The following is a 12745-nucleotide window of genomic DNA, read 5'->3' as shown; positions in this document are numbered from 1 at the left end:
CATTTTTTGAAATAATTTATGAGGTCTTTCTCTCTATTTAGGGAAAGACCTTTTTATTTTTATTATAATTTATTGTTTACAAAAGAATTTATAGTCATATGCAAGCTTGCTTGCTTGCTTGCTTGCTTGCGAGTATAATGGTCGGACATGTTATATTTTTGTGGGAATGAGAGAATGAGTAATGAGGTTACACTAAATAACAGCAACGATGAAATTGATTTAATAGAACTGTTTAAAGCCTTGTGGCATAAGAAAGTTTGGATTGTTTTATCTAGTTTTGTTTTTGCGTTAATTGCAGGAATTTATGCCTTTACCGCAAAAGAGCAATGGACATCAAAAGCGGAGATTATTCCACCGAAAACCGTTGATTTAGGTGAATATTTAACCGTTAGACGAGAATATGCTCGAATTCTTGGTGCGGAGTTTGATGCGGGAGCATTGGGCAGTGCATTATATTCAAATTTTAATCAGCTTATTTATTCTCTTGATGAAAGAGTGGATTTTTTAAAAAATTCCGAATTATTTAAGGAATTATCTAAAGATCAAAGTGAAGAACAAAAAATCAGAACATTGAATATGTTAGCGACAGAAAGTATCACATTGACTAAGCCTGATCCAAAGAAAAATCCTGATGCTATTGGCAATAAAGTTAGTCTTTTCGCAGAAAAACCCGCTTTAGCACAAGCCACGCTCGCAAAACTGATTGATACAATCAACCAAAAAGCATTACAGTTGGACTTTGATAATTTTAAGGTGTGGGTTAATGAGAAAATCACAGATTTAAATTTTGAGAAAGAAAAAATTGAATGGGATCTTAAAACTCAAGAAAATGTACAGCTTAAACATCTGGATAAAGCTTACGAAACAGCGACAAAAGCAGGTGTTAAAGAATATTCACAATTTGGTGGAGATAGCACAACAGCACAAAATGTAGTGGTGAGTGATGCAAAAGTACCCTATCAATTTATGTTAGGACAAAAATACTTGAAAGCACAAATTGATGTTGAACACGAAAAAGGCATTATTTATCCAACACGTTATTATGAAATTCAGAAACAGCTAGATCAGTTAGCTCCGTTAGTGCCTAAGTTAGAATCTGTGAAAGCGCAGTCTTATCATTATTTGAGCTCGCCAGATTATCCTGTGAGCAGAGATAAGCCGAAGAGGGTATTGATTGTGTTGATCGGGGCGTTGTTAGGATTCATGTTATCTTGCTTAGTAATATTAGTAAGAAAAGCGTTTGTTAAGTAGATTCTCGTTAAACGAATGATAAATAATTTATTTAAACATACCCTTGTTAAAAACCTGATTGCATTATTGTTTGTTCAAGTTGCTAATTATCTTGTGCCACTACTGGCTTGGCCTTTGCTTGCAAAAGGCTTGGGTTTAGAGCAATTCGGTAGTTTAATGGTGCTGTTTTCTATTTGCACATTGGCTTATATTTTAACAGACTTTGGCTTTAATTTATCGGCAACACATAATGTAGTGCAATATAAAGAAGATAGAAACTATATTAAACAGTATATTGCTAATGTGTTTACACTAAAATTGGTTTTTGCAGTGTTTGCAAGTGTAGTGGCAGTAATTTATATTATATTTAATTTACTTACACCAATTTCACCTTTAAATACAATGAGTATTGTGTGGATTGTTGCTATTATTCTTGCCCAATCGTTACACTGTATATGGTTCTTTCAAGGCATTGAAAAGATGAAATATATCACCATTGCAAATATGGTTGCAAAGATGGGATATGTTGTCATTTTATTTGTATTATTTTTATTTTATAAAAGTATAAACCTTGCTCTGTTTTGCTTTTTTATTAGTCAGCTTGTAGTGAGCATTATCTATTTAGTTTGCATTTATAAAGAAGATTATCAAATCGGTATACCTAATTTAAGTGGAATGTGGCAAGAGCTGAAATATAGTTTTTCGTTCTTTTTTTCCAGAGTGGCGGTTTCGGTTTATACCGCCGCAAATGTCTTAATCTTAGGGCATTTTCAAGGTAGTAGTATCGCAGGTTTATATGGTTCTGCTGAAAAATTATATGGTGCTGGAACAAGTGTGGCGGGGATTGTATCGCAAGTATTGTTTCCGCATTTAACACGCACAGGGAATTTAAAATTATTAGTTAAAGTGGTTTTCGCTTTAATTATGCCTGTGGTGGCCGGCTGTTATATTGTCGGATTATTTGCTAATGATTTAATGGCGTTGATTTTTGGAGAAGATTTCAGGCAGGCAGGCGAATATTTTCAGCTATTTTTGGTATTGCTGTGTATTTCATTTTTCTCTGTGATTATTGGTTATCCTGGGTTTTCGGCAGTTAAGAAAATTAAGTTTGCTAATTATACGGTGATGTTTGGGGCAGCCGTTCATTTATTAGGGTTATTTGCCCTATATTTAAATAACGCGATTACCGCAAGAAATATATTATTGATGATTATTGCCACTGAATGTATAATTTTAGTATTGCGATGTGGTGGGTTAGTTTATTTTAGTAAGAATAAGGTTACATAATGAAAACAGTTATTACTTATGGAACATTTGATTTATTTCATATTGGTCATTTGAGATTATTAAAAAGATTAAAATCTTTGGGTGATAAGCTAATCGTTGCTGTATCAACCGATGAATTTAATGAAGGCAAAGGAAAAAAAACAATCATTCCTTATGCACAAAGAGCGGAGATTGTTGAAAATATTGGCTGTGTAGATCTTGTAATTCCTGAAACTAGTTGGGAACAGAAAATTGTGGATGTTCAGAAATATAACGTTGATATTTTTGCTATTGGTGAAGATTGGTTTGGTAAGTTTGATTTCTTAAAGGAATATTGCGATGTTGTATATCTTGAAAGAACTCAAGGGATATCTTCTACTCAGTTAAAACAAACTTTAAAAACGTTTTCTATTTCTAAAGAAGAAATTTTTAAAGCGTTTGAGATATTAGAACAATTAAAAAGTGAATTAGAATGAGAAGAATATTGAAATTATGTATATATACTGTAATCGCCATTTTTGGTTGGATACTTTATACCCTGTCTTGGGTATTTCCTAGAAACTCCAATAAAATAGTTTTCGGAACTCATACTGGAAATTTTACTGGAAATGTAAAAGATTTATTTATAGATCATAATTTTTATGATGGGGCAGAGAAAATATTTATATATAGAAATAACTCAATAAAATCTAAACTAGATAAGTTAGGTGGAGATTATTCCTATTACCCGTTACTGAGCGTTAAGGGTATTTTTCATTCTTTAACAGCTGGAACATTTGTGTATTCTAGCTATGTTTCTGATATTTCTTTTTGGTTATCTAATGGCGCTAAATTATTTAATGTTTGGCATGGCACACCATTGAAAAAGATTGAAAGAGATGTTAATACAGGATTCTATTCAATAAGAAATAAGTATGAGTATGTTTTTAAATATATATATCCACATTTATATGTAAAACCTAGTAAGTTATTGGTTTCTTCTGAGTATGAAAAAGCTTGTTTTAGAACCGCATTTGACATAAAGAATGAACACGTTTTTATGGAGTCTTTTCCTCCTCGGTTAGGGCATTTGCGCAATATTTATCAACACGAAAATTGCAGTGGAAAGTCTATCATTCTTTATGCTCCGACTTGGCGAGATGACACATCTTATTCTTTTTATCGATTTTGTGATTTAGATAAATTAAATAATATACTAAAAAGTATTAATAATATATTAATTATTAAACCGCATCCTTCGGATAAATCTCAACATATAAGAGGGGAATATAGTAATATAAAATTAGCTGATGTTAATGAAGATTTTTATACGCTTGTAGAATTTGCAAGGCTAGTTGTTACAGATTATTCTTCTGTTATGTTTGATTGTTTTTACTGTGATATTCCAGTTATATTGTTTTGCCCTGATTTAGATCATTATCTGCGTAATAGTAGAGAGTTTTATGTTGATATTGAAAAACTACCATTTGTTCTTATTAATGACGATAGTGAATTTATTGATTATCTTGAATGTGGAGAATTTAACAATTATAAAAATGATAAGTTTAAACCATATGATTTTTATATGGATTAGTTAAATGTAATAAAAGGTCTATTTTATGATGTGTCTGAAACTTACTAAATTTGTTTTAGAATTTTGGTTTTTACTATTCTGCTTTGGAAATATATCTAATTTTATTGGTGTAAATGATTTTATTCTTTTTTCTTTTTTTCTAGTTATTTTATTCTTAGAATTTTTGCTACATCCCAAGAGAAGCTTTGTTAATTTGTTAAATTTTATAACAATTATATTAAATATATTGGGGGTTTTTGCAATTGAGCACTCAGATAGTAGTTACTATCTCTATGAAATAGAACAGTGGATTAGTAAAGAAGGTAGTATATCTTTATTATTATTATATCAGTATTTTTTTCTTTTGGGGATTAATTTTGTTATAAGAGAAAAATCTTTATCTAGGTTGTCTTTTAGTAAAATATATTATAAGAATATTTTCCTTGTGGGATTATATTTAATGCTATTTGTTACCTATGGTGTAATTATAAAATATAAACCAGCCCCTATATTAGGTGTTGACAGGTTTGCTTATGATAAAGAGATTTTAGGTATATTTGGTCAGATTACAAATTTACTTTTTTACTTTGCTTTAGGGCTTGGGGTGCTTTATTTTTCAGAGAAAAAAAAACGTTATCTTATCCTTCTGGGGTTGATAATTTTTTCCTTTTTATTAAAAGGTCATAAATTTTGGAATTTAATAGAAATCATTTTTTTGTTTTTTATTCCTTATGTTATATATATCATTAGAGATAAAGCTATAAAGCTTATTTTAAGAGTTTCTATTGGTCTATTATTTTTTATATTCTCAGCTATTAGTATAAATGTGTATTATTTTCCCTCTTTTGAACCTTTAGATTATGCAAGACAAAGGTTGTCTCAAGAAGGGCAGTTATGGTGGTCGACCTATAAGAATTATACGGATGAGATTAGATTGAATGAAATTTCTGAAGAGCTTTCCACTTATGTAAATTATAATGAATATAACCAATATTATGTAGGGATGTATAAAGTGATGAGGCTGAATACCACTCCTGAACGATTTGAATGGAAATTAGATAAGTTATCTAGGTTTACATATTCTACACCTTCATTGATATTTTATCATCTTGGAAGCTATTTAGGTATTTTTGCAATGCTTATATTAGGTATCTTGTTTGGTGGATGGTTTAAGTTGGTGTTTTACTCAATATCATCAGGAAATTTAATTTTGACAATTATTTCATCTAGGCTGTTTTATATTTTGAGAAAGGGAGTTAAGGATGGGGATTTATACAAATTCTTTTCTGTGGAATTTGTACTTTTGTTATTCTTTATATTGATTGTTTGGATCGTACATAGTTATTTTATTAAAAGTAGAAGTTATTTGATTAATAAGACCAATTAACTTGTGAGAGATTTCTTAGAGAGAACTTTATATGAAAAAATATGATTATTTAATTGTGGGTGCTGGTCTATTCGGCTCAATTTTTGCTTATGAAGCCACAAAACGTGGCAAAAAATGTTTGGTGATTGAAAAACGTAACCATATTGGCGGTAACTGCTACACGCAAAATGTTGAAGGGATTAATGTGCATAAATATGGCGCACATATTTTCCATACTAGCAATAAAGTGGTGTGGGATTATATCCAACAATTTGCGGAATTTAACCGTTTCACCAACTCGCCGGTTGCTCGCTATCAAGATGAATTGTATAGCTTGCCGTTTAATATGCTGACATTTAATAAAATGTGGGGCGTGATTACCCCTGAACAGGCAAAAGCAAAAATTCAGGAACAAATCAAGCAAGAAAATATTACCGAGCCTAAAAACCTTGAAGAACAAGCGATTTCTTTGGTCGGACGTGATATTTATGAAAAATTGATTAAAGGTTATACCGAAAAACAATGGGGACGTAAATGTACTGGATTGCCAGCCTTTATTATTAAGCGTTTGCCTGTTCGCTACACTTACGACAATAATTATTTCTATGATACTTACCAAGGTATTCCGATTGGTGGCTATACAGGTATTTTTGAAAAAATGCTTGCGGATATTGAAGTAAAACTTGGTGTGGATTTCTTTGCCGAGCGTGAACAGTATGAAGCATTAGCAGAAAATATTGTTTTCACAGGTATGATTGATGAATATTTTGGCTATCAATTTGGTAAATTGGAATATCGCAGCCTGAAATTTGATAATGAAGTGTTGGATACAGACAATTATCAAGGTAATGCAGTAGTGAATTATACTGAATCGGAAGTGCCTTATACACGTATTATTGAGCATAAACATTTTGAGTTTGGCACACAAGAAAAAACGGTGATTACTCGTGAATATTCAAAAGAATATGAAAATGGCGATGAACCGTATTACCCGATTAACGATCAACGCAATAATGAAATGTATTCACAATATAAAGCCTTAGCAGAACAGCAACAAAATATTATTTTTGGTGGTCGTTTAGCACAATATAAATATTTTGATATGCACAATATTATTGCCGAAGCATTAGCTTGTGTAGAAAACCATTTTAGAGATTAATACAATATGCAAAGCCAAGTAAAAATTATCGTAGCCACGCATAAGCCTTATGAATTTCCGAACGTGGATTATTATGTCCCCATTCATGTTGGGAAAGCCATTAAACAAAATGATTTTGCTGTAATGGGTGATGATAGTGGTGAACATATTTCATTGAAAAATTCATCATTCTGTGAATTGACCGCTCTTTATTGGGCGTGGAAAAATCATTTTTTTGATGATGTAGATTATGCAGGTTTGGTGCATTATAGACGTTATTTTGCTGGTAATGGTTTGTCTTTAAAAGGGAAAGCCATTGCCTCAGAGCAAGAATTGTTGTCTTTACTGAAAAGCTATGATTGTGTTGTATCTAAAAAACGTAATTATGTGATTGAGAGCGTTTATGACCACTACAAAAATGCCCACGAGCAGAAAGATTTAGATTTAGTCAAAGCGATTATTCAACAAGATTATGTAGATTATATTCCTGCTTTTGAACAGGTGATGAAAGGTAAAACATTGCATTTGTTTAATATGTTTGTGATGAAAAAAGAGATGTTTTACGCTTATTGTGAGTGGATGTTTGATATTCTATTTAAACTTGAACAGCAGATTGATATTTCAAATTATGATGCTTACCAAAAACGAGTATTTGGTTTTCTTTCTGAGCGTTTGTTTAATGTTTGGTTGGTTAAGAATAATGTTAATTTGGTTGAACTGAAAGTATCTAACCTTGAAGGTGAGAATTTATTCAAAAAAGCGGTTGGCTTGTTGAAAAGAAAGTTTTTGAAAGGCTTATAGCACGAAACTATTTAGGAACTACATTATGAATAAACAAATGTTATCTAAGTTGATCATCGCCTCTGTGGATTTTTTCTCTATTTTTATCTCTTTTTTATTATCATTAGAGATACTTTCTTTATTCACAGGTGAGATCTCTCGCTATATTCCAAATGGACAACTAGATGATCGACTTGTTATTCATTTAGCTTTGAGCATTTTTGGCGTAGCATGGTTTTGGATTAGGCTTAGACATTATACTTACCGTAAACCATTTTGGTTTGAGCTGAAAGAAGTTATACGGACATTACTGATTTTGGCTGTATTTGAGCTTGCGATTATTGCATTCTCTAAGCTACATTCTTCTCGTTATTTATGGGTATTAACTTGGTCTATCGCACTTTTTATTGTGCCTTTTTTGAGAGTGACAGTTAAGAAATTATTGATTTATAAGAAATATTTTGTGAGAGATACCATTATTATTGGATCAGGAAATAATGCGATTGAAGCCTATAACGCATTAAAAAGTGAGCGTTATTTAGGGTTTAATATTAAAGGTTTTGTTGAAACAGAGCATAATGAATTGTCCGAACTAGGGTTGTCAAATCAGATCTATTTAGATGATGAAAAATTATCTTTGCCTGATTTTAACAATATTCAATATATTATTGCTTTAGAAGATAATCAGAGTGAATTACAAAGTTCGTGGTTGAGAAAATTGTCAGTAAAAAACTGCCGCTTTGTCTCTGTTATTCCAACATTGCGTGGCTTGCCGTTATATAGTACAGATATGTCATTTCTTTTTAGCCACGATGTAATGTTACTGCGTATTAATAATAATTTAGCTAAGCGTTCATCAAGATTCTTAAAAAGAACAATGGACATTGTTTGTTCGATATTGATTATTATAGGTTTGTCGCCGTTACTACTAGCATTATTGTTCTTGATTAAAAAAGACGGCGGCAATGCTATCTATGGGCATGAACGCATTGGACGAAATGGAAAGCCATTTAAATGCCTAAAATTTAGATCAATGGTAACTAATTCTCAGGAAGTATTAGAGAATTTATTAGCTACAGATCCCGAAGCTCGTGCAGAATGGGAAAAAGATTTTAAACTCAAAAATGATCCGAGAATTACGAAAGTAGGGAAATTTATTCGTAAAACCAGTTTAGATGAATTGCCACAATTATTTAACGTATTAAAAGGTGAAATGAGCTTGGTTGGACCTCGCCCTGTTATTCAAGAAGAGCTTGAGCGTTACAATGCCGATGTAAATTATTATTTAATGGCAAAACCAGGTATGACAGGACTGTGGCAGGTCAGCGGCCGTAATGATGTTGATTACGACACCCGAGTTTATTTTGACTCTTGGTATGTGAAGAACTGGTCTTTATGGAACGATATTGCGATTTTGTTTAAAACAGTGAATGTAGTGTTGAAAAGAGATGGAGCTTATTAAATGAAATCATTAAATACAACTTATTTTGAGCGAATAGATCATTTAAGATTTTTTGCAGCAGTGCTTGTAATTTTTCACCATCTAAGGGGAAATCTACCAAAAGATAATTTACAATTTTTTATTGACGGAAATAATAATTTTGCGACAATGGCTACACAATGGCTACACGGGCGTAAGTTTATTTATTTTTCTTACAGGTTTTTTGTTTTGTATTATTAGTGATTATGGCAATAAGAAAATAAATTATAAAGGATTTGTTTATAATCGGATTCTAAGAATATTTCCAATGATGATTCTAATGGTTTTTATTGTTATTACTTTAAGCCGTAAAGATTCAACACCAATGGATATATTTAGAATACTAACATTACAATTAAATACTGGGCAATCTTATACAGGCTGGGGACACGACTTTTATCCAACTGGACCGATTTGGACAATAGCCGTTGAGTTTCAATTTTATTTGTTGTTTCCGTTCTTTGCCCTGTTTTTGTCAAAGTACGGATTAAGATATTTAATCGCTGTCGTAATTCTAATTATGGGAATTCGCTATAATGTGGCTCTTATTAGACCGACAAGTTATTATAACTTTTATCATACAATTTTAGGACGGTTAGATCAATTTGTATTAGGTATGATCTTTGCTGTATTGTATAAGAGAAAGTATTTTGAATTTTTATCATCTAAATTGGTTTCGTTATTTGTTGTATTGAGTGCGTTGTGCTTATTACTATTTATGTTTACGCATTTTACCAATAAGAATATACCAATATTTATTTCTTTATCTTTTACAATAGAAGGTATTTTATGGGGCATGGTGGTTGTTTCTTATTTAAAAGTACGTTTGCCAGAGATAAATTGGATCAATGTTGGATTGGCTAAGTTAGGTGAAATAAGTTTCTCACTTTACTTGTTGCATTTGCCGATTAGCGATATGTTGAATAAATTATTTGGATTAAAAGGGGCTACGACATTAGGCGAGTCATTAATGATGTCATCTTTAAAATTGATTCCTATAATACTAATATCTTTCTTGACATTTTATGTCATTGAAAAACCATTTATGTCGTTGCGAGTGAGATATACTTCTGAAAAAACATAAAATTACTATGAAAATTCTAGTAACAGGCGGTGCTGGCTTTATCGGCTCAGCAGTGGTTCGCCATATAATAAGCCACACAAACGACAGTGTAATCAATGTGGATAAGCTTACTTACGCTGGTAACCTTAATTCCCTGAAAGGAATGAACGATAGCCCACGCTACGCCTTTGAGCAAGTCGATATTTGCGATAAAACTGCCCTTGAGCAAGTATTTGCGAAATATCAACCCGCTGCCGTGATGCACTTAGCCGCAGAAAGCCACGTTGATCGCTCCATTGACGGGCCAGCTGCCTTTATTGAAACAAATATTATCGGCACTTACACTTTGCTTGAAGTGGCTCGCCATTATTACCACGGTTTGAGTGGTGAGAAAAAAGCGGCGTTTCGTTTTCATCATATTTCCACCGATGAAGTGTTTGGCGATTTGCACGGCACGGACGATTTATTCACCGAAACCACGCCTTATGCCCCAAGCAGCCCTTATTCTGCGTCCAAAGCGTCCAGCGATCACTTGGTGCGTGCTTGGCACCGCACTTACGGCTTGCCAGTGGTGCTAACGAACTGTTCGAACAACTACGGGCCTTTCCATTTCCCTGAAAAACTTATTCCACTCGTGATTTTAAACGCCATTTACGGCAAGCCGTTGCCGATTTATGGCAAGGGCGATCAAATTCGTGATTGGTTGTTTGTAGAAGATCACGCCCGTGCTTTGCATTTGGTGTTGAGCAAAGGCGAAATTGGCGAAAGCTATAATATCGGTGGACACAACGAGAAAACAAATTTAAGCGTGGTGGAAACCATTTGCGACATTTTGGATAGTCTAAAAGGTAGCGAGAAACTCGCTAAATTTGCACCGCAGTTTGTACATATTGGTTCATTCCGTGAGCTGATTACCTTTGTGCAAGACCGCCCTGGACACGATAAACGTTATGCGATTGATGCCACTAAAATGCAGCAAAAACTCGGCTGGAAACCGGTTGAGACCTTTGAAACAGGCTTGCGTAAAACCGTGGAATGGTATTTAGATAATCAAGAGTGGTGGCAAGCGATTCAAGACGGTAGCTACAATCAACGTTTAGGCTTGGGGGAATAACGATGAAAGGTATTATTCTCGCTGGTGGATCAGGTACTCGCCTGTACCCCATTACCCGTGGTGTATCCAAGCAACTTCTGCCTGTATACGACAAACCGATGATTTATTATCCACTTTCGGTACTAATGCTGGCAGGCATTCGGGAAATTTTGATTATCACCACGCCTGAAGATAACGACAGTTTTAAACGCTTGCTTGGGGACGGTTCAGATTTTGGTATCTCGCTAGAATACGCCGTGCAACCGAGTCCTGACGGCTTGGCACAGGCGTTTTTGATTGGTGAAGACTTTATTGGCAACGACAGTGTTTGCTTGGTGTTGGGCGATAATATTTTCTACGGTCAGCATTTTACCGCAAGCCTACAAGAAGCGGCTCGTTTTGTGCAAAACAAAGGCGCAGCGGTGTTTGGCTATCAAGTGAAAGATCCTGAACGTTTTGGTGTGGTGGAATTTGACGACAATTTCAAGGCGTTATCCATTGAAGAAAAACCGCTCAAGCCAAAATCCGATTGGGCGGTAACGGGGCTGTATTTTTACGATAATCGAGTAGTGGAATTTGCCAAACAGGTGAAACCGTCCGCTCGTGGCGAGTTGGAAATTACCACGCTCAACGAGATGTATCTCAACGATGGCACGCTCAATGTGCAACTGCTCGGACGTGGTTTTGCTTGGCTTGACACGGGCACGCACGAAAGCCTGCACGATGCGGCGGCATTCGTTCGCACTATTGAAAATATCCAAAATGTGCAAGTAGCGTGTTTGGAAGAAATTGCGTGGCGAAATGGTTGGCTGACAACTGAACAGCTTGAAACCCTTGCTAAGCCGATGGCGAAAAATCGCTATGGTCAGTATTTACTTCGCTTAGCAAAAGGGGGCAAGTAATGGCAAAATTTTTGATTACTGGCTCAAAAGGGCAAGTCGGCTTTCAACTACTTAAACAGCTCTCAGGTAAAGCCGATGTGTTAGCGTTAGATCGTGATGAGTTGGATATAACGGATAAAGATGCTGTATTGCATATCGTTGAGCAATGGCGACCTGATGTCATTATTAACGCCGCTGCACATACCGCTGTTGATCGTGCTGAAAGCGAACCTGAACTTGCCCACGCCATTAACTGTTTAGGGGCAGAGAATTTGGCGATTGCCGCCGCTCAAGTCGGGGCAGCAATTTTGCATATTTCTACTGATTATGTGTTTGATGGCAAAAAATCCGCCCCTTATGTGGAAACCGATTCGCTCAATCCACAATCTGTATACGGCAAAAGCAAATTAGACGGCGAAGTTGCCGTAATAAACGCTAACCCACGCCATATTATTTTGCGTACCGCTTGGGTGTTTGGCGAACACGGCAATAATTTCGTTAAAACGATGTTACGCTTAGCACAAAGCCGTGATGAACTTGGCATTGTCGCCGATCAATTCGGCTCACCCACTTACGCAGGTGACATTGCTAACGCCTTAATTCGTATCGCCTTTGCAATTTTAGATGGCTCAACTGCCTTTGGCGTGTATCATTTCAGCGGTTCGCCTTATGTAAACTGGGCGGAATTTGCTGAAGGGATTTTTAGCCAAGCCGTTTTGCAAAATGTGCTAAAAAAAGCACCGCACATTAAACAAATTACGACTGCCGACTATCCGACCCCAGCCAAACGCCCAGCTAATTCACGCTTGGATTTAAGCAAAATCAAAGCAGAATTTGGCATTGAGCCGAGTGATTGGCGAAAAGCGTTAGGCAATATTCAGGCGTATACTGCCTAA

Annotated in this window: 13 protein-coding genes; all 13 read left to right on the top strand. The window is 34.7% G+C overall.

Annotated elements, in window-relative coordinates; translation table 11 throughout:
* Positions 1-174 precede the first annotated feature (174 nt).
* The 13 genes from ACTG7Q_RS06455 to rfbD are packed head-to-tail and all read left to right on the top strand — an operon-like array spanning position 175 to position 12745.
* Entirely contained in the window at positions 175-1251 is a 1077-nt protein-coding gene (locus ACTG7Q_RS06455) for an LPS O-antigen chain length determinant protein WzzB (RefSeq protein WP_439242076.1), read from the top strand.
* A 15-nt stretch (positions 1252-1266) separates the two neighbouring features.
* Positions 1267-2517, top strand: a complete 1251-nt coding sequence (locus ACTG7Q_RS06450; RefSeq protein ID WP_439242074.1) for an oligosaccharide flippase family protein — start codon at positions 1267-1269, stop codon at positions 2515-2517.
* On the top strand, positions 2517-2972 hold the full coding sequence (locus ACTG7Q_RS06445) for an adenylyltransferase/cytidyltransferase family protein (RefSeq protein WP_439242073.1): 456 nt from the start codon (positions 2517-2519) through the stop codon (positions 2970-2972). The genes ACTG7Q_RS06450 and ACTG7Q_RS06445 overlap by 1 nt, the downstream gene beginning before the upstream one ends.
* A complete protein-coding gene (locus tag ACTG7Q_RS06440; RefSeq protein ID WP_439242071.1) occupies positions 2969-4069 on the top strand; it encodes a CDP-glycerol glycerophosphotransferase family protein in 1101 nt (366 codons plus the stop codon). Before ACTG7Q_RS06445 ends, ACTG7Q_RS06440 begins: the two co-directional genes overlap by 4 nt.
* Before the next feature lie 25 nt (positions 4070-4094).
* Entirely contained in the window at positions 4095-5435 is a 1341-nt protein-coding gene (locus tag ACTG7Q_RS06435) for a DUF6418 domain-containing protein (RefSeq protein WP_439242069.1), read from the top strand.
* A 31-nt stretch (positions 5436-5466) separates the two neighbouring features.
* A complete protein-coding gene (glf, locus tag ACTG7Q_RS06430) occupies positions 5467-6573 on the top strand; it encodes a UDP-galactopyranose mutase (protein ID WP_439242067.1) in 1107 nt (368 codons plus the stop codon).
* Between the two features lie 6 nt (positions 6574-6579).
* The gene (locus ACTG7Q_RS06425) at positions 6580-7353 is read left to right on the top strand and encodes a DUF4422 domain-containing protein (RefSeq protein ID WP_439242065.1); all 774 of its coding nucleotides are present in this window, start codon (positions 6580-6582) and stop codon (positions 7351-7353) included.
* A 25-nt stretch (positions 7354-7378) separates the two neighbouring features.
* On the top strand, positions 7379-8794 hold the full coding sequence (gene wbaP / locus ACTG7Q_RS06420) for an undecaprenyl-phosphate galactose phosphotransferase WbaP (protein WP_439242063.1): 1416 nt from the start codon (positions 7379-7381) through the stop codon (positions 8792-8794).
* Entirely contained in the window at positions 8795-9013 is a 219-nt protein-coding gene (locus ACTG7Q_RS06415; protein ID WP_439242303.1) for a hypothetical protein, read from the top strand.
* A complete protein-coding gene (locus tag ACTG7Q_RS06410) occupies positions 8916-9896 on the top strand; it encodes an acyltransferase family protein (protein WP_439242061.1) in 981 nt (326 codons plus the stop codon). The genes ACTG7Q_RS06415 and ACTG7Q_RS06410 overlap by 98 nt, the downstream gene beginning before the upstream one ends.
* Positions 9897-9903: 7 nt before the next feature.
* A complete protein-coding gene (gene rfbB, locus ACTG7Q_RS06405; RefSeq protein ID WP_439242059.1) occupies positions 9904-10989 on the top strand; it encodes a dTDP-glucose 4,6-dehydratase in 1086 nt (361 codons plus the stop codon).
* Positions 10990-10991: 2 nt separating this feature from the next.
* Positions 10992-11870, top strand: coding sequence for a glucose-1-phosphate thymidylyltransferase RfbA (gene rfbA / locus ACTG7Q_RS06400; protein WP_439242057.1), 879 nt, complete (start codon positions 10992-10994; stop codon positions 11868-11870).
* Entirely contained in the window at positions 11870-12745 is an 876-nt protein-coding gene (gene rfbD / locus ACTG7Q_RS06395) for a dTDP-4-dehydrorhamnose reductase (protein WP_439242055.1), read from the top strand. The genes rfbA and rfbD overlap by 1 nt, the downstream gene beginning before the upstream one ends.

Source organism: Lonepinella sp. BR2474, from assembly GCF_051851555.1.
In the GTDB taxonomy this organism is placed as follows: Bacteria; Pseudomonadota; Gammaproteobacteria; order Enterobacterales; family Pasteurellaceae; genus Lonepinella.
The sequence above is the reverse complement of the archived record's forward strand: the minus strand, read 5'-3'. Positions and strand labels throughout refer to the sequence as shown.